The following is a 25,855-nucleotide window of genomic DNA, read 5'->3' on the forward strand; positions in this document are numbered from 1 at the left end:
GGCGGTCTCAACCTTTGACTGCGCCGGCGGTGAGCCCGGCGACGATGCGGCGTTGGAACAGCAGCACGAAGACCACGATCGGGATCGTGATGATCACGGCGGCGGCCGCGATCGAGCCGGTCGGCTGCTCGAACTGGGAGCTCCCGGTGAAGAAGGCGATGGCGGCCGGTACGGTCCGGGCCGAGGTGGTGGAGGTCAGCGAGATGGCGAACAGGAAGTCGTTCCAGCAGAAGATGAAGACGAGGATGCCGGTGGTGAACACGCCGGGTGCCGCCAGCGGGGCGATGACCAGCCGGAACGCCTGCCAGGGTGTGGCGCCGTCGACCTTGGCGGCTTTCTCCAGGTCCCAGGGGATCTCCCGGAAGAACGCCGACAGTGTGTAGATCGCCAGCGGCAGCGAGAAGGTCATGTAGGGGATGATCAGTCCGGCCCAGGTGTCGAAGAGGCCGAGCGCCCGTTCGATGTTGAACAGCGGTGAGACCAGCGAGATCGGCGGGAACATCGCGATCAGCAGGGACACCCCGATCAGCAGCCGCTTGCCGGGGAAGCGCAGCCGGGCCACCGCGTAGGCCGCCATGGTGCCGAGGACGACGGCGATGGTGGTGGCGATCACCGCGATCCCGATCGAGTTCACCAGGGCCCGGGTGAACTCCGAGGTCTGGAAGATGCCGCGGTAGTTGGTCCAGGTCCAGGTGCGCGGCACGAAGTCGCCGTCGGAGAGGGTGCTGGGGTCCTTGAAGGAGAGGGCGACGATCCACCAGACCGGGAAGAGCGCGTAGAGGACGACGACCAGGTTGGCGATGCCCCAGCCGGTCAGCGCGCGGGTGTGGCGGGTGCTCATCGGTGCTCCGGTTCGGCGCCCGGCGTGGCCGCGCCGAACAGTTTGACGAAGACCAGGGCGATGAGCGCGACGCAGCCGAAGATGAGGACGGAGATCGCCGAGCCGATGCCGAGGTTGAGCGCGGTGAAGAGGTTGTCGTAGCCGAGGATCGAGACCGATCCGGTGCCGTTGGAGCCGCCGGTGAGGACGTAGATGTTGTCGAAGATCCGGAAGGCGTCCAGGGTGCGGAAGAGCAGGGCGACCAGGATGGCCGGTTTCATCAGCGGCAGGATGACCAGGCGCAGCCGTTGTCCGAAGGTCGCGCCGTCCACCATGGCCGCCCGGACGGTCTCGTCGGGCACCAGGGCGAGCCCCGCGAGCAGGAGCAGGGCCATGAACGGGGTGGTCTTCCACACCTCGGCGAGGATGATCAGGCCGATGGCGGGCCACTGTTCGGTCAGCGGGGCGCTGCCCTCGGGCAGCAGGGCGGCCAGGTAGCCGGTGCCGGGTGTCCAGGCGTACTGCCAGGAGTAGGCGGCGACGACGGTGACGATCCCGTACGGCACCAGGACCGCGGTGCGGACGGTGCCGCGTCCGAAGACGGCGCGGTGCATCACCAGGGCGAGTGCCAGTCCGAGGACCAGTTCGACGGCGACCGACACCGCGGTGATCAGCACGGTGACGCCGAGCGCCTGCCACCAGAAGTTCGAGGTCAGCACGGCGCCGTAGTTGGCGAGCCCGACCCAGTGCGCCTGTTCGGGGAAGCGCAGGTCGTAGCGCTGGAGCGAGAGGTAGAGGGCGTAGCCGATGGGGTAGGCGGTGACAGCGAGCATCACGATGACCGCGGGCGCGCAGAGCAGCAGGCCGAGCCTGCGTTCCTGGCGGGCGCCGCGGGAGCGCCCGGCCGGGGTGTGGACGGCCGGGGCGGGGGCGGCCGCGTCGCGGGCTCCGGTGGGTGGTGTCACGGAATCAGCCCCTTCGAGCCGAGGGCGTCCTGGATCTGCCCGCGGAGGTCGGCCACGTCCTTGTCCGGGTGGATGTCGGCGGGCGGGGAGAGGGTGTGCGAGATGGCGATGGAGACGTTCTGGTAGGCCGGGGTCTGCGGCCGGACGCTCGCGGAGTCGAGGGCGGTGAGCACGTCGGCGGCGAAGGGGTAGCTCTGGGTGAGTTCCGCCGCCTGGTAGAGGCTGCGCAGGGACGGCGGGAGGCCGCCCTTCAGGGCGTTGGTGAGCTGGTTGTCCCGGTCGCGCAGGCACAGGGTGGCCTCGAAGGCGAGGTCGGCGTGCCGGCTGTAGGCGCCCACCGCGAGGTCGATCCCGCCGATGGTGACGCTGGCGGGGCGGTCGGGGGTGACGGCGGGGTACGGGGCCCAGCGGAAGTGCGGGAAAAGCTTGGGCTGGTTGGCCTTCATGGAGGGGTAGACGAAGGGGTAGTTGATTTCGAAGGCGGCCGTGCCGGACTCCATGGCGAGCCGGTTCTGGTCCTCCATCTGGTTGGGCAGCGAGGGGTCGGCGGCCGCGGAGGTCGCCAGGTCGTGCATCACCGTGGCGGCGGTGACGGCGGGGGCCCCGAGCGCGGGTGCCTGCGCGTCGGGGGTGAGGATCGAGCCGCCCGCGCTGGTGACGAGGGTGTTGAACCAGACCGTCAGTCCCTCGTACTGGGCGCCCTGGATCTCCACGTAGTGCGGTTTGCCCGCGCGGGCCAGCTCTTCGGCCTTGGCGAGCATCTCCGCCCATGTCCTGGGCGGGGTGTCCACCAAGTCGTCGCGATACCAGAGCAGTTGGGTGTTGGAGTTGTACGGCACGGCGTACAGCCGGCCTCGCCAGGTCGCGGTGCGCACCGCCGCGTCGAGCGTGTCGGCGGTGGCCCGCTCGCGCATCGCCCCGGTCCACTCGCGGATCCAGCCGGCTTCGGCGAACTCGGCGGGCCAGGTGACGTCGAGGCCCAGGATGTCCACGTCGGCGTCGTGCGCCGCCATCCGGCGCACCAGCTGCTGGCGTTGGCCGTCCGCGCCGCGGGGCAGTTTGTTGTAGTGGATCGTGTAGCGCCCGCCGGACTGCTGCCCGCAGCGGTCGGCGGCCTGCTGGAGGGCACCCGAGTCGTCCGGGAAGTTGTACCAGTTCAGCGCGACCGGGCCGCCCTGCCCGCCGCTCCCGCAGCCCGTCAGGGCGGACGCGACGACGGCCAGTCCGGCGGCGGCACGCGCCCACCGTGAGCGGAGACTGGGGACCCTCGGCATCGTTCTCCCGTGGTGGGGCGGACCGGCCCCGCCGACCCTAGCCCGCCGCTGCCCCCGGTCCCCGGCGTGCCGCGCCGCCGACCACCCGGGCGGGTCAACCCGTCAGGGCCCGGCGCCGAAGTGTCGGCTCGGACGGTGGCCTCGACCGGCCCCGGCGACCCCGTCCGACACGCCACGGGCGGCGGATCATCGCCGCCGCCCCGAGGGGCGGCGCCTACTGTCACCTTCGCCCGCACATGGACATCTACAGACAGAAGCGGAGAAATCCCCCATGAATCGTTGCATCACCCGGACGCTGATCCTCCTCGCCGCCGCCGGTCTCGCCGCCGTGCCGACCGCCGCGAGCGCCGAGGTCGTCTCCGGCGGCAACCACGGGACGGTCATCGTCGGCGACGACAACCAGGTCGCCGGCTACGACATCATCAATGCCGGCCACGACGCCACCGTCGGCTCCCACAACGGCGCGAGCGGCGCGGCCGGGGTGGCCGGAGCCGCCATGGACGCCGCCCAGGCCGCCGGGGGCAACTACGGGACCGTGATCGTCGGCGACCGCAACCAGGTCGCCGGGGACGACATCGTCAACGCCCTCGACGACGCCACCGTCGGCTCCTACAACGGCACCTCCGTGATGGCGGCGACGATGACCGCCGCACTGAAGCCGATCACGGGCTGACGCCCCCGTGCCGTCGCCCCGGAAGCCGCCTTCCGGGGCGACGGCACGCCGTCCACCCCCTGATGGCGTTCCACGCCGGCCGCCCACGGACCCGCTGCCTGGCGTTGACGACACGTCATCCCGCCGCCGGTTCCGGGCGGTCGATCGGCGGGCGCTCGGCGCGCAACGACGGCTCCCCCGGCCTACTCCGGCTCCGCGTCCGCGGCCTGCCAGTGCGGGTGCTCGCGCTCGGCCCAGCCCCGCTCCACCAGCCCGGTCCGCATCCCGCGCCGGGCCTCAGGATCCCGCCAGGCCATCCGGACGTGCCCGGCGACCACGATCGCGATGGCAGCGGCCAGCCAGTCGTGGACGAAGGTCGCGCCGGTCCGCCAGGACGGCGGGGCGAGGTGGGTGAGCCACATCAGCAACCCGGTGCCGACGATCACCAGCATCGACCCGAGCGTCCACTGCGCGTACAGCTTCTGCCCGGCGTTGAACTTGCCCGCCGGCCGGTCCCAGGAGCGCCGCCGGACGGCCCGCAGCCACGCCCAGTCCGCCGGCACGAACCGGCTGAGCCGGGCGACGTCCGCCCGCAGCGCACGGGACGCCAGCCCGAGCAGCAGCGGCACCGGCAGGGCCAGGCCGCACCACACGTGCACGGTGACGACCAGCGGCCGGTTGCCGACCAGCGTGGCGAGCGGCGCCAGGTAGAGGAAGGCGGCCGTGGCCAGGCAGACGCCCATCAGCGCGGCGGTCGTACGGTGCACCCAGCGCTCGGTCGGGGTGAAGCGGAGGATCGGCTCAACTCGTCGGCGCATCGTCCCGCCCGTTCGACCGGCCGACCCAGGCGTCGACGTCATAACCGTTCTGCTCCCAGTAACCCGGCTCCACCGAGCCGGTGACGGTGATCCCCGACAGCCACTTCGCGGACTTGTAGAAGTACATCGGCGCGACGTACAGCCGCACGGGCCCGCCGTGGTCGTGCGAGATCGGATTGTCCTGCATGCGCAGCGCCACCAGCACGTCGTCCCGGCGCGCCTGCTCCAGGGTCAGGCTCTCGGTGTACTCGCCGTCGAAGCAGTTGAAGCGCACGGCCTTCGCCCCGTCCTTCACCCCCGCGGCGTCCAGGAGGTGGGCCAGCGGCACGCCCTCGAACGGGGTGTTCGGCACCCGCCAGCCGGTGACGCACTGGACGTCCTTGACCAGCCGCCGCTGCGGCATCGCCTGCAGATCGGCCAGCCGGTGGGTGGTGGGGCGCTCCACCAGTCCGTCCACCGTGAGCGCGTAGTTCGCGGCGTCCCGCCCGGGGACGAAGGTCACCACCGAGTAGTAGCGGAAGCCGTTGTTGCCCGGCAACAGCCCGCTGAGCCCACTCGGATCCCGCTCGGCCAACGCCGACTCGGCACGCTGCAGGTACGGGCCGACCGCCACGCCGGCCGCGCCGAGCCCGAGCAGGCCCAGCACGACCCGCCGGCCCACCGGACTGCCCTTGGGATGTTCCACTTCTCTCGTCACGCCCCGATTCGACCAGCTCAGGGCGGGCCACGGCCAGCGACCGGGGCGTTCCGTCAGAATTTCGTCATCTCCGGCACCGCACCGCGCGCCGGCCGCGACCAGCGCCGGCACCACCGCGCCGTGGCCGAGGGCGGCGCTCGGCGCGGGCTCGGCTGTCTGCGCTTCCGAGCCGACCGGCCGGATCGTGAGATCGCTCGCCACCGCGCTTTCCGGTTTCGCCTCCCGCAGGTCCGCACCGCCGCAGCGACGCAGCGCCGGTACGAGGCAGACGGCGGGGGCCAGTATCAGATTCCCCGGTATCCATCGGATCACAGGGCAAGGCCGCCTCGGCGCACCTCCTCGGCGACGGCTCCGGAGTCCGTCGTCACCCCGCCCACGGGCCGTGCGGGTACGGGCAAGCGGGCCCACAATGGAAGGAGGAGACAGGACCGAGCGTGACGCAGAGTCAACACGGACAGTGCGGTTTCTCGTCCCGGGCCCGTCTCCTCGCAAGCTCCGGCATGCGGCAGGACCACTGACAGGCCGACGGTCTGACGCGGCCGCGGCCTCCCGCCGGTGACGCCGCCGTCCGGCTGGCCCGGACCGTACACCACGGGAACCCGCACCCTGTGCAACCGGCGCCGCCGTGGAAGCGCGGAACCTCATCAGTAGCACCCGAGGTTGACATGGCCGACAAGAACTCCGAACCCGGTGGGCCCAGCGGCATCGGCGACCGCCCACAGGACGACTTCGTGGCAAGGAACCTCTCCGACCCATCCGAGCGGCCGGCCAAGACGCTGACCCTCAGCGGCCTGCTGGGCGACAGCGACCGCACCGGATTCCGGCGCCTGTACTTCAACAAACAGCTCGACTACTACGCCGAGTTCGCCTCCGCGGACGTGCTCTCGGTGGAGACCGTCGCGAGCGACCAGCCGCCGTTCGTCGGACTCGACGCGACGAAGGTCACCCTGCGTCGCGACGCGACCGTGCACTTCACCCGCGTGGAATCGGCCGCTCCCGTGGACGAGTTCGACCTCGACCTCCGCCTGGGGCAGCCACGCCCGACGGGCATGCAGCCCCTCGGGCCGGAGACCGGGGCCCCCTGTCACACCGACTTCGCCTGCGGCACCGACTTCGACTGCCCGACGGAATTCAACACCGGCTGCAAGCCGCACACGTGCCAGTGCACCGACGACACGGTATGCGCCACCCTCCGCAGGACCTGCCAGACCTGCCAGACCTGCGCCACCTGTGGTGAGAACACCTGCGCCACGTGCGGTGAGGACAACACCTGCGTCACCTGCGGCGGAGCCACCTGCGTCACCTGCGGCGAAGCCACCTGCGTGACCTGCGGCGGGTTCACTTGCATCACCTGCGGCAGAGGGACCTGCGCCACCTGTGGCCAGGCCACGTGCCACCTGTGCGAAACCCGCGACACCTGCAACCCGCACGTGTTCACCTGCGGACCGAACCCGCAATGCCGGATGTGACGGCATTCGGCACGGCCTCGCCCACACCGCCCGCGCCGGCGGCGCAGGGCCGCGACGGCTGGACACCCCGGCTGGGGCCGGCGGCCGGGGCACGTGCGCTCGAAGCCGCCCGGCTGATCGCCGACCGGGCCACCGACCCCCCGCGCGTGCGGGCGGCGATCGAACTCGCCGCCCGGCAGACGTCGTTCCCCGGATCGGTGCACTGGGACCCCGTGTCGCTGGCGCAGGGCGACACCGGCCAGGCCCTGCTCTGCGCCCAGCTGCACCGCTGCTTCCCCGCCGAGGGCTGGGACCGCACCGGGCACGCGCACCTCGCGCGCTCGGTGGCCGCGCTGGAGCGGCGCGGCAGCGCCCCGCCGAGCGTGTTCGGGGGGCTGAGCGGTGTCGCGTTCTGCGCGGCGGTACTGGGCGGCGGTCGCGGCTACCGGCGCCTGCGCCAGGTCCTCGACGGCCGGATCGCGGCGGTGAGCCTGTCCGCGGCGGCGGCCATGCGCGGGAGCAGCGGCGTGCCGGTGTCGGCCTTCGACCTCATCTCGGGCCTCAGCGGCATCGCCACCCACCTGCTGCCCGCCGGTGCGGACCGGCCCGCGCATCCGGCGCTCCCGCAGGTGCTGCGCGCTCTCGTGGGCCTCGCCCGCTCCGATGGGCACCCGCCCGCCTGGTACACCCCGGTGGCGCTGCTCCATGACGAGGAGCAGGCCCGCTCCTATCCGTTCGGCAACCTCAACTGCGGTCTGGCGCACGGCATCCCGGGCCCGCTGGCGGTGCTGGCCCTGGCCGTCCGCAGCGGGGCCGTGGTCGAGGGCCTCGAACCGGCCGTCCGCGAGCCGGCCCGGTGGCTGTCGGCCCACCGGGTGGACGACGCGGCCGGGCCGAACTGGCCCGCCGTCGTCCCGCTGGTCGACGGCGGGCCCGGCCTGCGCGAGGGCCGCGCGCACCACGCCACCCGCAGTGCGTGGTGCTACGGCAGCCCGGGGATCGCCAGGGCGCTGTGGCTGGCGGGCAGCGCGCTCGGCGACGACGGCCTGTGCGGCGCGGCGGTGCAGGCGATGGAGGCCGTCTACCGTCGGCCCGTCCCCGAGCGCGGCATCGACTCCCCGACCTTCTGCCACGGCGTCGCCGGGCTCCTCCAGGTGACGCTCCGCTTCGCCGACGACACCGGGCTGCCCGTGTTCACCGAGGCCGCCGTCGCTCTGACCGAACAGATCCTGGCGCACGTCGACCCGGCACGGCCGATGGGGATCGCGACGGTGGAGCCGGCGGGCAATCTCGTCGACCAGCCCGGCTTCCTCGACGGGGCGGCCGGGGTCGCCCTCGTCCTGCTCGCGGCCGCGACGGACCAGGAGCCGGTGTGGGACCGCGCCGTGGCGCTGTCATGACGCCGGCCCCGAGCCCCGACCCGGCCCCGGCACCGCCCGTGAACACCGGCGCCGCCGCCGACGCGGCCCCGCCGCACCCCCGCAGCCGCGCCCCCCTCTACGAACCGGCCCCCTGGCTGATCGTCCGCACCCCCCTGCTGCCTGCCCGCGGACCGGGCGCCGCCACCACCGCGAACCCCCGCGACGCCCTCGCCGACCCGCGCATCCGCCGGGCCCTGGCCATCGCCAGCCCCGACCTGCTCGAAGCACTGCAGCGCCCCGGGGCGAGCCCGCGCGACGCCGCCCGAGCCGAGCTGAAGCTGGCCCGCTACCTGATCCGGATGAGCACCCGGCCCACCCCGTACGGCGCGTTCGCCGCCGTGTCCCTCGCGGGCTGGGGCGAGCGCACCACACTGTCCGTGCGCAACGACGCCGACCGCATCCGCACCCGCCCGGACATGGGCTGGCTGACCGACCTGTGCCTCACCCTGGACGACGACCCCGCCGCCCGCGCCGACAGCCGGTGGGCGGTCGGCGCCCACGCCGTCGAGCGCCACGGCCGGCTCGCCCTGGCCGACGGCGGACCCGCGCAGAGCACCGGCTCGGTCCGCCTCACCACCGCCGTACGCGAGGCACTGCGCGCCGCCCGCCGCCCCGTCCCGTACGCGGCGCTGCGCCGCCACCTGTTGGACCACACGGGCGGCAGTCCCGAGCAGGTCGACCGGCTGCTCACCGACCTGTGGCGCCAGCGCCTCCTGGTCACCGACCTGCGCGCCGCCCTCACCACCGCCGAACCGGCCGACGAGCTGCGCGGCCGCCTTGCCGACCGCCCCGCCTGCGCCCGCACAGCCGGCCGACTCGCCGACCTGCTCGCCGAGATGGCCGATCTCGACAGGGCCCCGGCGGACGAGGCACCGAAGCGGGCCCGCGGCATCGCCCAGCGTGCGAAGGCCGTCCACCCGGCCGGCGGACCGGCGTTCCAGACCGACATGGCCCGGCCCGTGGCCGGCGACCGGCTCACCGCCCACGTCGGCGAGGCCTGCGCCCAGGCGGCCGAGCTGCTCCTGCGCCTGTCGCCGCAGCCGCTGGGCTGCGCCGAACTGTCGGCCCACCGGGGCGCGTTCACCCAGCGCTACGGCCACGACCGGGAGGTGCCCCTGCTGGAGCTGCTGGACGAGCACACCGGGATCGGCCCGCTCGCACACGCGCACGGCGCCCGGCAGGCGCTGCCGCCCGAGGTGGCCGCCCGGCGCGCGAACGCACTCACCGACCTCGCCCTCGGCGCCCTGCGGGACGGGCAGCGCGTCGTCGAACTGACCGACGCCCTGCTGGCCGACCTCCAGACCCGGGACCCGTCGACCGAACCCGTACCCGCGCCGCTCTCCCTGGAGCTGTCCGCCTTCGTCGCCGCCGCCTCCCCCGAGGCCGTGGACCGCGGGGACTTCCTCCTGGTCGTCGGACCCAACCTGGGCGCCAGCAGCGCCGGCCGCTCGCTCGGACGGTTCGCCGACCTCCTCGCGCCGCAGGGCCCGGCGGCACTGCGCGCCCTGGGCGAAGCCGAGAGCCGGGCCCGCGCCGACGCCGCCCTGCCCGCCGAGGTCGTCTACCTCCCCGCGAACCACCGGATGGCGAACGTCGTCGTGCGCCCCGCCGTCCACGAGCACGAGATCGTCCTCGACGTCCCCGCCGGGGTGCCCGCCGAGCGGGTCGTGCCGCTCGACGACATCCTGGTCGGCATCCGCCACGACCGCTACCGGCTCCGGTCTCGGCGGCTCGACGCCGTGCTGCGCCCGACCGCGCGCCACATGCTCAACACCCATCAGGCGCCCGCTGTCTGCCGCTTCCTCGACGAGGTCGCCCGGGACGGCTCACCCGAGTTCGCGGCCTTCGACTGGGGCCCGGCGGCCGGCTTCCCGTTCCTGCCCAGAGTGCAGTACGGCCGGATCGTGCTGGCCCCCGCCCGCTGGCTGCTGCGCCCGGCCCCCGACGGCGGCGAGGGCCGGCCGGCCGGCGCCGAGGCCTTCGCCGCCCACGTGGCCGCCTGGCGCACGCAGTGGTCGGTCCCGGCGCGCCTCTACCTGACCGTGGCCGACAACCGGCTGCTGCTCGACCTCGACGACCCCGCCCAGGTCGAACAGCTGCGCGCCGAGGCCCGCAGCAGCCGGGCCGGGCTGCTCGTGCTCCAGGAGGCACTGCCCGACACCGCCGACGCGTGGGTGCCCGGTGCGGACGGCGTCTTCATGAGCGAGCTCGTGGCACCACTCGTCCTTCGCCCACAGGCGGCAGCACGGGCGGACGGGCAGGCGGACAGGCGGGTGGCCCCGGGGACGGCGACGCGGACGACACCCGGACCACAGGCGGTACCTCAGGCCGTACCGCAGACCGCGCCCGCGCCCGCGCCCGCGCCCGCGCCGACGGTCGCGCGCGGCGACGACCGCCCCGTCCCGATCCGGGACCGGCTCCGCCTGCCGGGAAGCGACTGGCTGTTCGCCAAGCTCTACTGCGACCACGACCAGGAGAACGGCCTCCTGGCCGGCCCCCTCAGGCACCTGTGCGAGATGGCCGAGGTCTCCGGGCTCGCGCAGCAGTGGTTCTTCATCCGGTACGCGGACCCGGACCCGCACCTGCGCCTGCGCTGGAAGGGCGACCAGGAGGCCCTGACCCGGCACCTGCTCCCGGAGATCGCCCGGCTCGCCGCCCGGCTCACCGATGAGGGCCTGGTCTCCCGGCTGGTCATCGACACCTACGACCGTGAACTCGAGCGGTACGGCGGTTCGGAGGGGACCGACGTCAGCGAGGAGATCTTCTGCGCCGACAGCCGGGCCGTGATGAGGCTGCTCGCCGAGACCGGGCCGGCACACACCCCGCCCCTCGCGGACGGCCCGTCCGCCGTGGACAGCCCGGACGGCTCGGACTCCCCGGACGCCCCGGACGGCGGCGACCTCACCGAGCTCGCCGCCGTCAGCACCGACGACCTGCTAGCCGGGCTCGGCCTCGACGCCGAGGAGCGCCTGCACTGGTACACCGACCAGGCCCGGCAGTTCTACGACTCCGCCCGCCGCCAGGCCGGCGAGGACTACCGCGTGCGCCAGCGGCGCCTGCGCACCCTGCTCGGCACACCGCAGGGCCCGGCCCTGCTGGGCGGTGCGGTGCAGACGATCCTGGCACAGCGCCGCAGCGCGCTCGCCGAGGCCGTCGACCGGCTGTCCGGACTGGAGGCTGCCGGGCGGCTCGCCACGGACCGCGACCGGCTGCTCGGCAGCTACGTCCACCTCCACTGCAACCGGCTGCTGGCCGAGCGACGCCCGTCGGAGGGGCTGCTGGTCCAGATGCTCCAGCGCACGCGCAAGGGCCTGAGCGTGGAGAGCGAAGCTGCCCACCGCGACCAGCCGGCCTGACCGACTCGCCGAGGGCGAACAGTCTCGTGTTGCGAGCTCCGGGCCGGCAAGAGGTCTTGCCCGATGACCCGCCATGGCCGGGACGGGGTTCACACCCCCGATCGACGGTTGTCCGGAAATCACCGCTTGTCCGTAATGAACGGTTGTGTTCCCTATCTCCTGGGGATACTGTCGAGGTTGGTGAACGAATCCGTCCCCCTCCCACTCGTTCGCTCCCGAGCCATTGGGGAACCTGCCATGGCCACCTCGCGTGCCCTGGCCACGGCTCCGCCCGCGACCGCACGTCGGGGCCAGCATCCAGGGATAGCCCTCACCGTCATCGCGGCCACCCAGCTGATGGTCGTCCTGGACATCACGATCGTGAACATCGCGCTGCCGCACATCCAGCAGGCGCTGAAGTTCAACACCACCGACCTGTCCTGGGTCATCAACGCCTACACCCTGACCTTCGGCGGGCTGCTGCTGCTCGGCGGCCGGGCGGGCGACATCCTCGGCCGGCGGCGGGTGTTCGTCGTCGGCGTGCTGGTGTTCAGCCTGGCCTCGCTGCTCGGCGGGGTCGCGCAGTCCTCCGCCTGGCTGCTGGCCGCGCGGGCCCTGCAGGGGCTGGGCGGCGCGATCGCCTCGCCGACCGCGCTGGCACTGATCGCCACCAACTTCAAGGAGGGCCCGGACCGCAACCGGGCCTTCGGCGTGTTCTCCGCCGTCGCGGGCGCGGGCGGCGCGATCGGGCTGCTGCTCGGCGGCATGCTGACGTCCTGGCTGTCCTGGCGGTGGGTGTTCTTCGTCAACGTGCCGATCGGCATCGCGATCGCGCTCCTGGCGCCGCTCTACATCAACGAGTCCGAACGCCACCCCGGACGGTTCGACCTCACCGGCGCTTTCACCTCCACCGCGGGCATGGTCTCGCTGGTGTACGGCTTCATCCGCGCCGCCGAGCACGGCTGGACGGACACCGTGACGCTGACCGCGTTCAGCCTCGCCGTCGCCCTGCTGGCGGCCTTCGTGCTCAACGAGCGGCGCGTGACACAGCCGATCACCCCGCTGCACCTGTTCCGTGACCGCAACCGCTCCGGCGCGTACGGGCTGATGCTCTGCGTGGCCGCGGCGATGTTCAGCATCTTCTTCTTCATCACCCTGTTCGTGCAGGAGATCCTCGGTTTCAGCCCGCTGCGGGCCGGCTTCGCGTTCCTGCCGATCAGCGTGGCCATCATCGCCGCCGCCCAGTTCGCCGCCCGCAACCAACTGCGGTGGGGCCCGAAGCCGTTCCTGGTCACCGGCTCGGTTCTGGTGCTGGCCGGAGTCACCTGGGCCACCCGGATCGACATCAACACCAGCTACGTCGGCGGCATCCTCGGGCCGACCCTGCTGTTCGGCTTCGGCATGGGCTCGATCTTCGTCCCGGTGATGCTCACCGCCGTCTCCCGGGTCGCCCCGCACGAGACCGGTGCCGCCACCGGCATGCTCAACACCACCCAGCAGGTGGGCGGTTCGCTGGGCCTGTCGATCCTGGTCACGGTGTACGGCACCGCCAGCCGCAACGAGGCCCGTCAGCAGGTCGGGAAGTTCCTCCAGCAGGCCACCCCGCAGGAGGCCCTCCGCTTCAAGGCGACCGGACAGCTGCCCGAGCCGTACTCCTCACAGGTGCTGGTGCACGGCATCGCGAGCGCCTTCCAGCTGGGCCTCGTCTTCGCGGCGCTCGCCGTAGTGATCGCCTCGCTCGTCATCAAGGTCCGCCGGCTGCCGGAGGCGGATGTCAGCCCTTCGGGGGGCGGCACTTGACAGGGCGTCGGGGATACCGAAATCTTAACCGCAATGGTTTTCATCTTCGATAACCATCGCGGGCAGGTGTTTGCCCACCGATGCCCACGTACCCCCGGCACCCCCGGCACCCCCCGAAAGAGGACACCCATGTCGCTCGACGTCTCCCCCGCCCTCCTCGACCAGGCCCGGGAGGGCCGCGTCGACGAGGCCGACTTCCTGGCCACCGTCCGGGCCTCGCTCCCCTACGCCTACCAGGTCGTCGCCGGGCTCAGCACCGAACTCGCGGACGGTGACGAGGAGTTCACCACCGACAACACCACGCCCAGCGACGAGCAGCGGGCCCAGCTGCTGCGCGCGCTCGCCAGCAACGCCATCCGGGGCAGCCTGGAGGACCACTTCGGAGTGAAGCTCGCCTTCGTCAACTGCCACCGCGTCGGCGCCTTCCGGCCCGGCTCCGAGGACAGCGAGGCGTACCGCGAGTTCACCTCGCTGCACAACCAGATCCGCAACCAGAGCCCGGAGCTGCGCAGCTGCTGACGACCGCCGTACGGAGGGCCCCGCCCGGGCGGGGCCCTCCGCGCGTGACGTCGCGTGACGCCGCATGGCGCCCGGCTGCGTCCCGCTGCGCCCGGTTGCGCCTCGTTTCAGCCGGGTGTCCGGATCGCATTGCCGATCTTGTCGGGCCGAGGGGCGGGCGCTACGTTCGGAGGACACGGACCGTCCGGCCCTCCCCCGGGCCGCCTCACACCCAGCGGAGCCGCCCACCATGCCGGACCCCCGCCCGCTGCGCAGACTCGGCTTCCTGACCATCGGGCTCTTCGACGAGGCGGACCCGCGCCGGGGCCACGAGTCCACCCTGGACCTCATCACCCTCGCCGAGCAGCTCGGCTTCGACAGCGCCTGGCTGCGCCACCGCCACCTCCAGTACGGGATCTCCTCCCCCGTCGCCGTCCTCGCCGCCGCCACCCAGCGCACCAGCCGCATCCAGCTCGGCACCGCCGTCACCCCGCTCGGCTGGGAGAACCCGCTCCGGCTCGCCGAGGACCTCGCCACCGTGGACATCCTGTCCGGTGGCCGGCTCAACCCCGGCTTCAGCGTCGGCCCGCCCACCCACTACAAGCACGTACGCGACGCGCTCTACCCCGACACCGGCGAGCACGAGGACTTCAGCCCCCGCCGTGCCGAACGCCTCCTCGCCCTGATCCGCGGCGAGGACGCCTCCGATTTCGCCGGCACCGAAGGCGTCGAGGTGTACTCCCGCCGGGTCCAGCCGCACTCCCCCGGCCTCGTTTCCCGCCTCTGGTACGGCGCCGGCAGCCTGCGCTCCGCCCGCTGGGCCGGCGGACAAGGGCTCAACCTGCTCACCAGCAGCGTGATGAAGACCGAGCCGGACGACCGGCCGCTCGACTTCGCCGCGATCCAGGCCGAGCAGATCCACGCCTTCCGCGAACGCCACCCCGACGGCGAGCGGGCCCGGGTCTCCCAGAGTCTGGTGGTCATCCCCACCGACAGCGCCACGCCCGAACAGCGCGCCAAGTACGAGGCGTACGCCCTCGCCCGCACCCCGCGCACGCACGCCCCACAGGGGCCGGCCCGGCTCCTGTTCGCCCCCGACCTGGTCGGCACGACCGCGGAGCTCGTCGAGCGGCTGCACGCCCACGCCGGGTACCGGGAGGTCGACGAGGTCGCCTTCGCGCTGCCGTTCACCTTCGAGCACCGGGACTACGTGCAGATCCTCACCGACCTCGCGACCCGGCTCGGACCGGCCCTCGGCTGGCGCCCCGCCCCGGCGCCCGGGGAAGGCTGACCGGCCGAAGATCTCCGACAGCCGGTAGGTCGGGCGGACTCGACCTCCGGGCGTTCCTACGGGTCTCCGTGGGTCATCGGCTCTGGTCAGATGAATAAGCGCTTGCTTAGAATCGGGCGCGTCGGGTTCCAGAGCCGCGTGCACACCCCAGGAGACGTCATGACCGGAGACACCGGAGACACCGCAGTCAACCGCCAGATCCGCCTTGCCCGGCGGCCGGTCGGGGAGGTGCGGGCGGAGGACTGGACGCACGGGAGTGAGGCGGTCGGGGTGCCCGGGGACGGGGAGTTCCTGGGGCGGACGCGGTACGTGTCACTGGATCCGGCGATGCGCGGGTGGTTGGACGACCGGCCGTCGTACCTGCCGCCGGTCGGGTTGGGCGAGGTGATGCGGGCGGGCTCGGTGGTCGAGGTCGTCGCGTCGAACCACCCGAAGTTCCGGGTCGGGGACCACGTGGTCGGCGCCTTCGGGGTCCAGGAGTACGCGGTGTCCGACGGCAAGGGCGCGATGACGGTGGATCCCGCACTCGCACCGCTGTCCACCTACCTCGGCGCCCTCGGGATGCCCGGTATGACGGCGTACTTCGGGCTGCTGGACGTCGGGGCGCTCAAGGAGGGCGAGACCGTGCTGGTCTCCGGCGCCGCCGGGGCGGTCGGCAGCATCGTCGGGCAGATCGCCAAGGTGAAGGGCTGCCGGGTGATCGGAATCGCGGGCGGTCCCGAGAAGTGCGCGCTGCTCACCGAGGAGCTGGGCTTCGACGCGGCGATCGACTACCGCGCCGAGGACGTCCGCAAGGCGCTGCGCACCCACGCCCCGGACGGCATCGACGTCTACTTCGACAACGTCGGCGGGCCGATCCTGGACGCCGCGCTGACCCGCCTCGCCATGCACGCCCGGGTGGTGATCTGCGGGGCGATCAGCCAGTACAACAACGAGAGCGCCGTCGAGGGCCCGTCCAACTACCTGTCGCTGCTGGTGCGGCGGGCGCGGATGGAGGGCTTCGTGGTGTTCGACTACGCCCGCCGGTACGCGGAGGCGACCGCCGAGATCGCGGGCTGGATCGGCGACGGCCGGATCACGGTGAAGGAGCAGGTGGTGGAGGGCACCGTGGACGACTTCCCGGAGACCTTCCGGATGCTGTTCCGCGGTGAGAACACCGGCAAGCTGGTGCTCCGCCTGGCCTGATCCGCCCCACCCGGGAAGACCCCTCGTCGGACTCTCCCTCGGCCGTGGCCGCCGGCGTCGGTCACGGCCCTCGGTCACGGCTCGGTGCGCAGCTGCGTGACGAAGGCCTCCCAGTCCAGTTCGGCGGCCTCCCGCGTCTGCTCCGCCGACACCAGCCGGTAGGTCGCCTCGAACCACTGCGCCAGCGCGGCGACGGGCAGTTCCAGGACGGCGCTCGTCTCCCTCGACGCCAGCCGTAGCCAGGCCAGTTCTCCCCGTTCGCCGGGCACCGGCCAGATCCGGACGTCGCCCTCGCCGCTCGGTTCGGAGAGACCCCGGTACAGCAGCTCACGGCTGATCCGCCAGGTGACGCTCCGTCCCCGGGGCGGGGTGAGCGTGACGGACACGAGGACCGGTGTGTCCCGATCGAAGCGGAAGTCCGCCCGTAGGGGCTGCCGCTCGGCCCGTCCCAGCACCCGCAGGACGTCCAGTGAGAGCGCGAGGACGTGCTTCGACGCCTCCCGGCAGCCGCCGTGTCCGAACCCTTCGCCGCTCATGGGCGGTCTTCCCCTCTCGTGGATCCCCGTCGTCCCCTCGACTGTTCTGCAACCGGCCGGTCCGGAGCATCCGTCACTTGACCGAAGGTTCCCGTACGTCACGGGCCGCTCGACGGCCCGCTCGACGGTCCGGCGCGGGGCGGTACGGAACGACGCGGGGCGGGGCGAGGCGCTGCGGGGCTGTACGGTTCGGGGCGGCGGAGGGGAACAAACCGTCAGATGACTGGTGTGCGCCGCTCCCTCCCGAGGTCACACCTATGTGTGGGGGGAAGCCGATGGTGACGTCGGCCGAAAACCTGATCGGAACACCTTTCCGCCCGTGGGAAAATGGCGGAAGGACACGGCAGCGCTGGGCTTCCTGTGGACCGTAGTCGTAGGGGGAGCCCGTGAACGAGCCGGCCAGGACCGTCCGGACGATGGTCGGCCGCCGGCACGAGGGGGACGTACTGTCCTCCTTCGTGACGTCCGCACAGGGACAGGCACTCGTCCTCAAGGGCGAGACGGGGGTCGGGAAGAGCGCGCTCCTCGAGCACGCCACCGAACTCGCGGCCGCGAAGGGCCACCGGGTGATCCGGGCGACCGGCGTCGAGGCCGAGTCGGACCTGCCGTTCGCCGGCCTGCACCAGTTGCTGCACCCGCTGCTCCCCCAGCTCAGCCGCCTCGACAGCGGCTACCGCGGGGTGTTCGACGTCGTGTTCGGGCGGAGTCAGGAGAAGCCGCCGTCGGTCATGACCCTCGCCATCGCGGTCCTCGACCTGCTGTCCCTGGCGTCCTCGCAGAAGCCGCTGCTGCTGGTCCTCGACGACGGGCAGTGGTTCGACACCGCCAGCGCCGAGGTGGCCGGTTTCGCGGGCCGCCGGCTCAGCGGCGGCTCGGTGAAGCTCCTCGTCGCGCTGCGCTCGGACATCCCGTCCCGGCTGGACACCGCGGCCCTGCCCGAACTGTTCGTGCCGACCCTGTCGGAGGAGGCGGCCGGGCAGCTCCTGGACCGGCAGCACCCGGGCCTCGACCCGCAGTTGCGCCGGGTCGTCCTGCGGGAGGCACAGGGCAACCCGCTGGCCCTGCAGGAGCTGCCGCCCTACCTGAGCCGCAGGCCCGCGCGCGGGGCCGAGGAGGCGTGGGGCTACCAGGGCGTCCCGCTGCCGCGCCGCCTCCAGCACGTCTACGGCACCCGCATCGAGGCCCTGGGCGGGGAGGTGCGCGCGGAACTGCTGCGCGGCGCGCTGGACGGGGTGGAGGCCGGGCCCTCGGTGGGCCACACCCGCGGCGCCCGGTACCGGATGGCCGACGCGGACGAGGCGGCGTTCGGCGGGCTACTGGACATCGACCCGGTCAGCGGCGACTTCGTCTTCCGCCACCCGCTGGTGCGCTCGACCGTGGTCCAGCTGGCGACCCCCAACGAACGCCGCGCGGCGCACGCCACGCTCGCCCGCTTCCACCGGGACGACATCGAGCGGCGGGCCACCCACCTGGCGGCCGCCACGGTGGACCCCGACGAGCGGATCGCCGCCGAACTGGAGGCGGCCGCCGAGTCCGCGACCCGGCGCGGCGGCGCGGTCGCCGCGATGGCCTGGCTGGTCCGGGCCGCGGAGCTCAGCGAGAACCACGCCGACCGCTCCCGGCGGCTGGGCGACGCGGCCTACCTCGCCGGGCAGGCCGGCCTGCTCGACCGGGCGCAGCGGCTGGCCCACGCGGACATCGTCCCGGGCCGCGGCGAATCGCCCGCCGCAGTGCTCGCCGCCGCCTATCTGGCGCTGTACCAGGACGGGGAGGTGCGCTCCTCGCGACGCCGGATCATCGCCACGATCGAGGCCCTGCGGGCCGACGGCCTGCGGGAGGACAGCCCGCGGGTCGACGGCGTGCGGGCCGACGGACTGCGGCGAGACAGCGCGCGGCGAGACAGCGCACGGGAAGACAGCGAGACGGTCAGCCGGCTGATCAACCTGCTGCTGGCGAACTGCCAGTACGCGAGCGACGGCACCGCGTGGCAGGAGGTCCGCGCGTTCCTGGACCGGCTGGGCGACCTGGTGCCGACGCGCTCGCTGATCTACCGCGACGCCTGGAGCGACGTGGTGCGGCACGGCGCCGGGGCACGGGAGCGCCTGGAGGCCGCGTTCGCCGGCCGGCAGGACCTCGAACCCTGGGACGTCACCCGCCTCGGCGTCGCCGCCTACCACCTGGACACGCTCGGCCCGTACCGGCCGCACCTGCAGCGCGTCGTCGACCGCGAGGTGACGACCGGCGCGATGTCGGCCGGCATGACGATGCTGCACCTGATCATGCTCGACCAGATGGCCGTCGGCGAGTGGGACGAGGCGGAGCAGAGCGGGCTGCGCAGCCTGGAGCTGGCGACGGACCACGACCACGACCTCTTCGCCCACCACAGCCGCGCCTACCTCGCGCTCCTGGCCGCCATGCGCGGCCGCCTGGACCGGGCCCGCGAGCTGCAGGCCGCCGTCGACGCCTGGGCGCGACCGCGCGGGGTGGGGTTCCTCACCCAGATCGCGGACTCCGTCGGCACGACCGCCGCGCTGAGCGAGGGCGACTACGAGGCCGCCTACCTGTACGCGATCGGCATCACCACCCCGGGCTCGTTCACGCCGTACGCGCACCAGGCGTCCCGCACCCTGCTCGACCTCGTCGAGGCGGCGCTGCACACCGGGCGCGCGGACCAGGCGCGCCGACACGCGCTGGCCGCGCGCGACGCCGGACTGCCCGACATCTCGCCCCGGCTGGCGCTGGTGACGTACGGCGCGCTGGCGATGACGACCGACGACGAGAAAGCGGCGGCCGAGCTCTTCGGGCTGGTGGAGACGCTGCCGGACGCCGTCCGCTTCCCGTTCGAGCTGGCCCGCATCCGGCTCGCCCACGGCGTGCGGACCCGGCACTCCCGGGGGCCGGCGGCGGCCCGGCAGCCGCTGGCCCGGGCCGCGGAGGCCTTCGAGCGGCTCGGCGCCCCCGCCTGGGCCGAGCGCGCCCGGGCCGAACTGCGCGCCTCCGGCCTGCCCGCGCGGGCCTCCTCCGCCCACCTGGCCACCCTCACCTGGCAGGAGCACCGGATCGCCGACCTCGCCGCCGCCGGCCTGACCAACAAGGAGATCGGCGAGCGGATGCACCTGTCACCCCGTACCGTCAGCTCACACCTGTACCGGGTGTTCCCCAAGCTCGGCATCACCTCCCGGGCCGCCCTGCGCGACGCGCTGGGCGACGCCCCGGCCCCCGGCGCGGGCTGAGCCGCACACGTGCGCCCCGGACAGGCCGCTGCCGTCCGCCTCCCGGGGGTACCATGCGCAGCACCAGCTACGACGAGGGAGTGAACGTTGTGACCAGCCAATCGGCCGCCACCCGCCGATCGCGGTACGTCCTGCAGGCCGCGTCGGACCTGGAGGACAACCGGCGCCGGCAACGGGAGTTGGCCGAGGAGATCAAGCGGCTGGAGCAGGGGGAGGCCCTCCTGGAGGAGCTCCTGACCCTTGCCGAGCGGTACGAGGGACTGTCGGAGCCGTCGCCCCTCCCCGAGCAGGCGCAGAGCGAACCCGTACTCGCCGGGGCGCGACCGCGCGGCAAGGCGCGGCAGCCACTCCTCACCGAACTCCTGCTGGACCTCCTGCGCGGTCACACCGAGCCCTGCGCGGCGAAGGAGCTGCGGGCGGAGCTGATGCGCGCGCACCCGGACCGGGAGCCCACCCCGCAGGTGGTGCGCAACACGCTTGAGACGCTCGTCGCCAAGGGGCGGATCGGGCGGCAGAAGCTGGAACGCTCGGTGGTGTACACCCTCCTCTGAGGGGCACACGTGCGGGAGGTACGTGTGTGTGAAGCGCATCTGCGTGGCTCACGTGTGCGTGGCATCCGTGTGCGTGGCATCCGGAGGGGGTCTCAACTCCCCGGCCGGTCCGCCCGGATGTCCTGCCGGGCCAGCCAGTCGAGGACGTGGTCCGCGACCGGGCGCCAGCCGCTGTCCACGAACAGGGTGTGGCTGCGGTCCGCGAACTGCTTCAGCTCCGTCACCGCCGCGGAGTCGCCGTACTGCTTGTAGACGGCGCGGGTCAGCGCGTCGGGTACGAGCAGGTCCTCCTGGCCCGAGATCAGGAGCAGCGGCCCGCGGGCCCTGCGGCCGACGTCCACGGCAGTCAGCTCGGACCGGCCGCCGGCGCCCACCTCGGTGATCAGTCGGCGCGGGGCCGGGACGGCGTACCGCTCGTAGAGTTCCGCGGCTTCCCGTTCGTCGGAGGTGTTCGCGAAGAGCTGCCGGAACTGCCCTCCCGAGAGCGCCAGTTGTGCCTCCGGGCGGCCGGCCGGCGACTCGGTCGAGGGCTCGGCCGACCCGGCGCAGGGCGGCATTCCGAGCGCGGCGAGGGGGCCGGGCAGCGGCACGCCGTTGATGGGCGCCGAGGCGATGGCCACGGCCGCACGCCCGAGACCCGCGGCAAGGAGCCGCTGCACGATCAGCCCGCCCACCGAGTGCCCGATGAGCACGGGCGGGCTGTCGAACGACCCGACGACACCCGTGAAGTGCTCGGTCAGTGCCGCCAGCCCGAGGTCCGGGAGCCGGTCCGGACGGCGCCGCGCCTCGTCGGCCGTGGGAAGCTCGCCCGGCCAGCCCGGGGCCACGACGGTGAAGCCCCGGGCCGTGAAGCGCTGGGCCCACGCCTCCCAGCACAGCGCATGGAACCACGCTCCATGGACGAAGACGACGGGCGTACCGGGCACTGCGGGGCCTCCTGGCGTGATGACCGCCCAGCACCGACGTGTGGGCACCCGGCCAGGATCGAACGGGAACGGCAGCACCGAAACAGTCGAATGACTTAATTGCTGTCGGAGCTGCGGTGTTGCGGAGCTGCGGTGTTGCGGTGTTGCGGTGTTGCGGTGTTGCGGGCCAGGAGGGCTTCGCGTCGGCGGGGCGGGTGCGGTCGAGGGTGGCGCGGACTCAGAGCCAGCCGCGCTCGTCCGCGACCCGCAGGGCCTCCGTACGGTTGCGGGTGCCGGTCTTGGCGATGGCCGAGGAGAAGTAGTTGCGGACCGTCCCCTCGGAGAGGTAGAGCTTCGCGGCGATCTCCGCGACCCCGGCGCCCGGGCGGGAGGAGTTCAGCACGTCGCGCTCGCGGGCGGTGAGCGGGGAGGTGCCCGCCGCGAGGGTGGCGGCGGCCAGGTCCGGGTCCACCACCCGCTCCCCCGCCGCGACCCGGCGGATGGCGTCGGCCAGCACCTCTGCGGGCGCGTCCTTGACCACGAAGCCGACCGCGCCCGCCTCCATGGCCCGGCGCAGGTAGCCGGCGCGGCCGAACGTGGTGAGGATGACGACCCGGCACTCCGGCGCCCGCTGGGCCAGGACGGCGGCCGCCGCCAGGCCGTCCAGTCCGGGCATCTCGATGTCGAGCAGGGCGACGTCCGGCCCGTGCTCGCGGGCCGCCTCCGCGACCTGGTCGCCGCGGCCGACGGCGGCGACCACCTCGAAGTCGTCCTCCAGGTCGAGCAGGGCGCGCAGCGCGGTGCGCACCAGCTCCTGGTCCTCGGCGAGCAGCAGGCGGATCGTCATGTCGTCCCTTCGGGAGGGGAGTCGGAGCCGCCCGGCGGGACGGTGACCAGCAGCCGCCAGCCGCGCGGGGCGAGCGGGCCTGCCTCGACCGTACCGCCCGCCGCCGCGACCCGTTCCCGCAGGCCGGTGAGGCCTTTGCCGTCGCCTTGGCCTCCGGGGCCGCCGGGGCCGCCCTGATCGCCCTGATCGCCCCGACCGTCGTCGTGGATCTCCACAGAGGTCGCGGTGAGCACCACCGAGCAGCGGGCGGCACGGGCGTGCCGGACCGTGTTCGTGATGCCCTCGCGCAGTACCCAGCCGAACAGTTCGCGGTGCTCCGGCCCGACCGCGTCCGCCGCCGTCGGCAGGTCGGCCACCACCCCGGCGGCGCGCAGCAGTTCGCGGGCGCGGGCCAGCTCGCCCGCGAGGGTCACCTCGCGGTAGCCGGTGACGGCGGCGCGGACGTCGGACAGCGCCTGCCGGGAGAGCGTCTCCACGGCCGCCATCTCGGCGACCGCGTGGTCCGGGTCCTTGTCGGCCAGCCGTTGCGCCAGGCGGGACTTGACGGTGATCGCGGTCAGCGAGTGGCCGAGCAGGTCGTGCAGGTCGCGGGCGATCCGGTTGCGTTCGGCCTCGGAGGCCAGCCGGGCCACCTCGGCCCGGGCGGCGACCAGCTCCCCGTTGGTGGCGGCCAGTTCGGCGAAGGCGCCGCAGGTGAGCGCGGTGAACAGCAGGGCCAGCGCCTGGAATCCGCCGGGCCCGGTGTGCCAGGGGCGCACCGCCCACGGCACCAGGAACGCGGCCAGCGTGGCGACGGTCACCACCCGGGCGGCCTGCCGACGCCACAGGGCCGCGACCGCCGAGACGACCACGGTGGCGAGGTAGAAGGCGTCCGCGTGGGCGAACGGGAGCGCGGCGAGGAACAGGGCGGTCATCACCGCCAGCAGCAGTGTGACCCGGTGCCGTCGGCCGCGTTCGAGGGCGAGGGCGGTCAGCACGTAGCAGAGGCAGAACGCGGCGACCACGGCGTATCCGGCGAACGCGGCCAGCCCGGCGACGTCCTGACTCACGGCCACGGCGGTGAGCGCCGGGAAGACCAGCATCCCGGCGCCCAGCAGGAGGCGTCGCCGACCCGGCCCCCAGCGGTGGGCGGAGCCCGGCGCGCTCGGCGTCGTCGGCCCAGTCGTTGCCGCAGTCGTCGGCGTAGCCGTCGGCGGCGCGCTCGGTGCGGTCTCGCGGTCGAGGTCGGTCACCCTCGCGCCCCCTCCTCACAGCCTGGCGAACAGGGTACGCAGGTGCCGCCCGTTGACCAGGACGGCCACGCCCAGCAGGGCGAGCCCGCACAGGCCCTGCTCGACCTTCATCCAGACCGGGAAGAGCCCCGGCAGGACGATGATCGTAGCGATCGCGGCGAGCATGGCGGCCGAGATGATCCGCAGCCGCCGGAAGGCCCCCCGGGAGCCGCGGGCCGCGCGGGCGGTGAGCAGCAGGGTCACGGCGGCGCCGGCCACGACGATGGTGCCGCGGACCCAGACCGCCGAGGTGACGAGGGAAGGGTGGTCGCGGAGGGCGAAGGCGACCGCCAGCGTCAGCACGCTGAGGCCGAGGTAGGCGAGGACGAACCGCCGCACGGTGCGGAAGGCCCGCCGGGTGTCGGGGTGGTGCAGATCGGGGTCGGTGCCGGTGCCGGTTTCGCTGTCAGTGGAGGTCTCGGTGGAGGTCATGGACCCATCGTGGGCGCAGGCCCGGTGCGCGGGGCAGTGTGCTCGCGCACCGGTGCGCCATGACAATTGTCAGCGCCCGGCCGCTGTCGGCTCGGCGTCCAGCAGCCGCACCATGTGCAGCTTCGCGACTGCCAGCCCGTCCACCAGCACGGCCCTCGGTTCTCGGCCCCACACCTCGAAGCCGCAGGCGGTGTAGAGCCGCAGAGCGGCCTCGTTGCCCTCGGAGACGGTCAGCAGCACCTGCCGCAGCCGCCCGTCCTCGGCGGCCGTGCGCAGCACCTCCCGCACCAGAGCCCGGCCGATCCCCCGCCCGGCGGCGCTGCGGGCCACCGCCATGCCGTACAGCGTGCCCTTGTGCCGCTCCTGGCTCCGCGACGCCACCTTGAGCCCGGCGGTGCCGACCAGCGTGCCCGTGTCGTCGAAGGCCCCGAGCAGGGCGCCCGGCCCGTCCTCGGCCTCGGTCAGACGGCGCAGCGTCGCGGCCATCGGCTTGGCGCGCTCCTCGGCGTGGCAGGAGGTGAAGGCGCTGGGCGTCTCGCGCAGGGCTTCCAGGCGGAACGCCCGGTACGGCTCGGCATCCGCGCGGCCCAGGCGGCGCACAGTGACGGGCCGGCGCACCGTGCCCGGCTCAGCCGAGGCGGACACGGGTGCACCGGGTGAGGTACGGCAGGGCGATCGTGTCCTGCCCCGCCAGGTCCGGGTGGGTGGCGAGCAGGTGCCCGACGTCGGCCAGCAGCCGGATGCGTTCGCTCTCCGGCAGCGCGATGACGTAGCTGCGCGAGGCGACCATGTCCACGATCCCGGCCCGCGTGGTCTCGTGCTCCCAGCGGATCTCCAGCCGCTCGGGCGGGCCGAAGGGCGCCGGCAGGACGGGCCTGGTGTCGATCCGCTGCCGCGTCGACCGGTGCATCAGCGCGCCGAGTTCGGCGGCCCAGGGCTCCGATTCGTCCCGGACGTTCCACACCAGGGCGAGCGTCCCGCCGGGGGCGAGCACCCGGGCGATCTCGGGCACCGCGACGGCCGGGTCGAACCAGTGCCAGGCCTGCGCGACCACGACGACGTCCATGCTCCCGTCCGGCAGCGGGACGCGCTCCGCCGAGCCCGCCCGGACGGCCGCCTTCGGCACCGCCGCGGCCAAGTGCGCCCGCATTCCCTCGTCGGGCTCGACCGCGACCACGTCCAGGCCCGCCTCGACCAGCAGCCGGGTCAACTTGCCCGTCCCGGCGCCCAGATCGAGCACCCGCCGGGCCTCCCGGGGCACCGCGGACCCGATCAGCGCCTGCGGGTATCCCGGCCGCCCGGCCTGGTACGACGCCGCCGCGACCCCGAACGACCGTGCCCGCAGCCGCCCGGCCCACCGCCGCGTCGCGCCCTGCCGGGTCATCCCGCAGGCCCGTCCGATCTCCTCCCAGGTGGCCTCGCGCCCGCGCCGCAACTCCTCCACCAGCTCCGTCCGCCGCTCCTCCAACGCCTCGATCACGCCCGACAGCCGCCGCAGCCCCTCCACTCCGCCCCCACCGGCCACATCCTCCGCCACCCGCCGACCAAGATCGTCCGTCTCCATGGGCCCGCACTGTAGGGACCGCTGCGGCAACGTGTCAATGGTCGTTGCTTCACTGCGCAACAGATGTTGCCCACGACCGCGCCGTCCCCGCACGGGTGATCACCGCTCGACGCCGACCGCCACTTAGGGCGTCCGCCAGTAGGTCATCGGATGCGGGGGCTTCGAGGCCGGGTATCCCAGCGGTAGAGGGTCCAAGCCCGTCTGATTAGGCAGCGGACAGTGATGATGATGCTGGCCAGGGCGATGAAGAACTCGACGATGGTTCTTCGTCGCTCGGTGCAGCGGCGGAGCTTGCCGAAGTTGTTCATCCAG

22 protein-coding genes and 1 pseudogene are annotated in these 25,855 nt (G+C 73.5%); 10 read left to right on the forward strand and 13 right to left on the reverse strand.

Going from position 1 to position 25,855, the window contains the following annotated elements; genetic code table 11:
• Positions 1–7: 7 nt before the first annotated feature.
• The 3 genes from ACZ52R_RS33295 to ACZ52R_RS33305 all read right to left on the reverse strand — a co-directional run bounded on the left by ACZ52R_RS33295 (position 8) and on the right by ACZ52R_RS33305 (position 3,059).
• Positions 8–841 carry a carbohydrate ABC transporter permease gene (locus tag ACZ52R_RS33295; protein WP_465660624.1) on the reverse strand — a complete coding sequence of 278 codons (834 nt, stop codon included), beginning with the start codon at positions 839–841 and terminating at the stop codon, positions 8–10.
• The gene (locus tag ACZ52R_RS33300; RefSeq protein WP_360502014.1) at positions 838–1,683 is read right to left on the reverse strand and encodes a carbohydrate ABC transporter permease; all 846 of its coding nucleotides are present in this window, start codon (positions 1,681–1,683) and stop codon (positions 838–840) included. The genes ACZ52R_RS33295 and ACZ52R_RS33300 overlap by 4 nt, the downstream gene beginning before the upstream one ends.
• A gap of 98 nt (positions 1,684–1,781) precedes the next feature.
• Positions 1,782–3,059, reverse strand: a complete 1,278-nt coding sequence (locus tag ACZ52R_RS33305; RefSeq protein ID WP_465614873.1) for an ABC transporter substrate-binding protein — start codon at positions 3,057–3,059, stop codon at positions 1,782–1,784.
• Positions 3,060–3,330: 271 nt separating this feature from the next.
• Here ACZ52R_RS33305 and ACZ52R_RS33310 point away from each other — a divergent pair, with 271 nt between their 5' ends.
• Positions 3,331–3,732: a hypothetical protein gene (locus ACZ52R_RS33310; RefSeq protein WP_465614872.1), complete on the forward strand. Its 402-nt coding sequence runs from the start codon at positions 3,331–3,333 to the stop codon at positions 3,730–3,732.
• A 182-nt stretch (positions 3,733–3,914) separates the two neighbouring features.
• Here ACZ52R_RS33310 and ACZ52R_RS33315 read toward each other — a convergent pair whose 3' ends face one another.
• Together ACZ52R_RS33315 and ACZ52R_RS33320 are read right to left on the reverse strand one after the other, a co-directional pair.
• Complete coding sequence (locus ACZ52R_RS33315) at positions 3,915–4,529, reverse strand: cytochrome b/b6 domain-containing protein (protein WP_465614871.1); 615 nt, start codon at positions 4,527–4,529, stop codon at positions 3,915–3,917.
• Positions 4,513–5,226, reverse strand: a complete 714-nt coding sequence (locus ACZ52R_RS33320; protein WP_465660625.1) for a molybdopterin-dependent oxidoreductase — start codon at positions 5,224–5,226, stop codon at positions 4,513–4,515. The genes ACZ52R_RS33315 and ACZ52R_RS33320 overlap by 17 nt, the downstream gene beginning before the upstream one ends.
• 665 nt (positions 5,227–5,891) lie before the next feature.
• On the opposite strand from ACZ52R_RS33320, the gene ACZ52R_RS33325 reads away from it, so the two are divergent.
• The 7 genes from ACZ52R_RS33325 (at position 5,892) to ACZ52R_RS33355 (ending at position 16,204) form a co-directional block, all read left to right on the forward strand.
• Positions 5,892–6,695: a hypothetical protein gene (locus ACZ52R_RS33325; protein WP_465660627.1), complete on the forward strand. Its 804-nt coding sequence runs from the start codon at positions 5,892–5,894 to the stop codon at positions 6,693–6,695.
• The gene (locus ACZ52R_RS33330; protein WP_465660629.1) at positions 6,683–8,074 is read left to right on the forward strand and encodes a lanthionine synthetase C family protein; all 1,392 of its coding nucleotides are present in this window, start codon (positions 6,683–6,685) and stop codon (positions 8,072–8,074) included. Before ACZ52R_RS33325 ends, ACZ52R_RS33330 begins: the two co-directional genes overlap by 13 nt.
• Positions 8,071–11,451, forward strand: a complete 3,381-nt coding sequence (locus ACZ52R_RS33335) for a lantibiotic dehydratase (RefSeq protein WP_465660631.1) — start codon at positions 8,071–8,073, stop codon at positions 11,449–11,451. Before ACZ52R_RS33330 ends, ACZ52R_RS33335 begins: the two co-directional genes overlap by 4 nt.
• A gap of 237 nt (positions 11,452–11,688) precedes the next feature.
• On the forward strand, positions 11,689–13,230 hold the full coding sequence (locus ACZ52R_RS33340) for an MFS transporter (RefSeq protein ID WP_360501844.1): 1,542 nt from the start codon (positions 11,689–11,691) through the stop codon (positions 13,228–13,230).
• 129 nt (positions 13,231–13,359) lie between these two features.
• Complete coding sequence (locus ACZ52R_RS33345) at positions 13,360–13,749, forward strand: SCO5389 family protein (RefSeq protein WP_360501842.1); 390 nt, start codon at positions 13,360–13,362, stop codon at positions 13,747–13,749.
• Positions 13,750–13,978: 229 nt separating this feature from the next.
• The gene (locus ACZ52R_RS33350; protein ID WP_465614867.1) at positions 13,979–15,019 is read left to right on the forward strand and encodes an LLM class flavin-dependent oxidoreductase; all 1,041 of its coding nucleotides are present in this window, start codon (positions 13,979–13,981) and stop codon (positions 15,017–15,019) included.
• A gap of 159 nt (positions 15,020–15,178) precedes the next feature.
• Positions 15,179–16,204 (forward strand): NADP-dependent oxidoreductase, encoded by a 1,026-nt coding sequence (locus tag ACZ52R_RS33355; protein WP_465660633.1) that lies wholly within the window; start codon positions 15,179–15,181, stop codon positions 16,202–16,204.
• Between the two features lie 74 nt (positions 16,205–16,278).
• On the opposite strand, the gene ACZ52R_RS33360 is transcribed toward ACZ52R_RS33355, so the two are convergent.
• Positions 16,279–16,740, reverse strand: a complete 462-nt coding sequence (locus ACZ52R_RS33360) for an SsgA family sporulation/cell division regulator (protein WP_465614865.1) — start codon at positions 16,738–16,740, stop codon at positions 16,279–16,281.
• 416 nt (positions 16,741–17,156) lie between these two features.
• Between ACZ52R_RS33360 and ACZ52R_RS33365 the strand changes: the two genes are divergently transcribed.
• Positions 17,157–19,973 carry a helix-turn-helix transcriptional regulator gene (locus ACZ52R_RS33365; RefSeq protein WP_465754706.1) on the forward strand — a complete coding sequence of 939 codons (2,817 nt, stop codon included), beginning with the start codon at positions 17,157–17,159 and terminating at the stop codon, positions 19,971–19,973.
• Between the two features lie 89 nt (positions 19,974–20,062).
• Positions 20,063–20,524, forward strand: a complete 462-nt coding sequence (locus tag ACZ52R_RS33370) for a hypothetical protein (protein WP_465754699.1) — start codon at positions 20,063–20,065, stop codon at positions 20,522–20,524.
• A gap of 92 nt (positions 20,525–20,616) precedes the next feature.
• Here the strand turns inward: ACZ52R_RS33370 and ACZ52R_RS33375 are convergent, their stop codons facing one another.
• From ACZ52R_RS33375 to ACZ52R_RS33405, 7 genes and pseudogenes are all read right to left on the reverse strand, one after another.
• Positions 20,617–21,450 (reverse strand): alpha/beta hydrolase, encoded by an 834-nt coding sequence (locus ACZ52R_RS33375; RefSeq protein WP_465614863.1) that lies wholly within the window; start codon positions 21,448–21,450, stop codon positions 20,617–20,619.
• A 217-nt stretch (positions 21,451–21,667) separates the two neighbouring features.
• Entirely contained in the window at positions 21,668–22,276 is a 609-nt protein-coding gene (locus ACZ52R_RS33380) for a response regulator transcription factor (protein WP_465614862.1), read from the reverse strand.
• Entirely contained in the window at positions 22,273–23,508 is a 1,236-nt protein-coding gene (locus ACZ52R_RS33385) for a sensor histidine kinase (RefSeq protein ID WP_465754700.1), read from the reverse strand. The genes ACZ52R_RS33380 and ACZ52R_RS33385 overlap by 4 nt, the downstream gene beginning before the upstream one ends.
• Positions 23,509–23,523: 15 nt before the next feature.
• Positions 23,524–23,979, reverse strand: coding sequence for a hypothetical protein (locus tag ACZ52R_RS33390; RefSeq protein WP_465614860.1), 456 nt, complete (start codon positions 23,977–23,979; stop codon positions 23,524–23,526).
• A gap of 69 nt (positions 23,980–24,048) precedes the next feature.
• On the reverse strand, positions 24,049–24,624 hold the full coding sequence (locus ACZ52R_RS33395; RefSeq protein WP_465754701.1) for a GNAT family N-acetyltransferase: 576 nt from the start codon (positions 24,622–24,624) through the stop codon (positions 24,049–24,051).
• Entirely contained in the window at positions 24,608–25,543 is a 936-nt protein-coding gene (locus tag ACZ52R_RS33400) for a class I SAM-dependent methyltransferase (protein ID WP_465754702.1), read from the reverse strand. Before ACZ52R_RS33400 ends, ACZ52R_RS33395 begins: the two co-directional genes overlap by 17 nt.
• A gap of 143 nt (positions 25,544–25,686) precedes the next feature.
• Positions 25,687–25,855, reverse strand: a pseudogene (locus ACZ52R_RS33405) (IS5/IS1182 family transposase); the annotation flags it as partial.

Source organism: Kitasatospora sp. NPDC034023 (assembly GCF_055575795.1).

What these genes read in the sequence shown, in the direction of transcription:
- ACZ52R_RS33335 (WP_465660631.1), top strand. Translation starts at nt 8,071, where the DNA reads ATGACGCCGGCCCCGAGCCCCGACCCGGCCCCGGCACCGCCCGTGAAC.
- ACZ52R_RS33365 (WP_465754706.1), top strand. Translation starts at nt 17,157, where the DNA reads ATGGTCGGCCGCCGGCACGAGGGGGACGTACTGTCCTCCTTCGTGACG.
- ACZ52R_RS33310 (WP_465614872.1), top strand. Translation starts at nt 3,331, where the DNA reads ATGAATCGTTGCATCACCCGGACGCTGATCCTCCTCGCCGCCGCCGGT.
- ACZ52R_RS33295 (WP_465660624.1), bottom strand. Translation starts at nt 841, where the DNA reads ATGAGCACCCGCCACACCCGCGCGCTGACCGGCTGGGGCATCGCCAAC.
- ACZ52R_RS33400 (WP_465754702.1), bottom strand. Translation starts at nt 25,543, where the DNA reads ATGGAGACGGACGATCTTGGTCGGCGGGTGGCGGAGGATGTGGCCGGT.
- ACZ52R_RS33350 (WP_465614867.1), top strand. Translation starts at nt 13,979, where the DNA reads ATGCCGGACCCCCGCCCGCTGCGCAGACTCGGCTTCCTGACCATCGGG.
- ACZ52R_RS33345 (WP_360501842.1), top strand. Translation starts at nt 13,360, where the DNA reads ATGTCGCTCGACGTCTCCCCCGCCCTCCTCGACCAGGCCCGGGAGGGC.
- ACZ52R_RS33305 (WP_465614873.1), bottom strand. Translation starts at nt 3,059, where the DNA reads ATGCCGAGGGTCCCCAGTCTCCGCTCACGGTGGGCGCGTGCCGCCGCC.
- ACZ52R_RS33360 (WP_465614865.1), bottom strand. Translation starts at nt 16,740, where the DNA reads ATGAGCGGCGAAGGGTTCGGACACGGCGGCTGCCGGGAGGCGTCGAAG.
- ACZ52R_RS33340 (WP_360501844.1), top strand. Translation starts at nt 11,689, where the DNA reads ATGGCCACCTCGCGTGCCCTGGCCACGGCTCCGCCCGCGACCGCACGT.
- ACZ52R_RS33330 (WP_465660629.1), top strand. Translation starts at nt 6,683, where the DNA reads ATGCCGGATGTGACGGCATTCGGCACGGCCTCGCCCACACCGCCCGCG.
- ACZ52R_RS33380 (WP_465614862.1), bottom strand. Translation starts at nt 22,276, where the DNA reads ATGACGATCCGCCTGCTGCTCGCCGAGGACCAGGAGCTGGTGCGCACC.
- ACZ52R_RS33325 (WP_465660627.1), top strand. Translation starts at nt 5,892, where the DNA reads ATGGCCGACAAGAACTCCGAACCCGGTGGGCCCAGCGGCATCGGCGAC.
- ACZ52R_RS33315 (WP_465614871.1), bottom strand. Translation starts at nt 4,529, where the DNA reads ATGCGCCGACGAGTTGAGCCGATCCTCCGCTTCACCCCGACCGAGCGC.
- ACZ52R_RS33355 (WP_465660633.1), top strand. Translation starts at nt 15,179, where the DNA reads ATGACCGGAGACACCGGAGACACCGCAGTCAACCGCCAGATCCGCCTT.
- ACZ52R_RS33390 (WP_465614860.1), bottom strand. Translation starts at nt 23,979, where the DNA reads ATGACCTCCACCGAGACCTCCACTGACAGCGAAACCGGCACCGGCACC.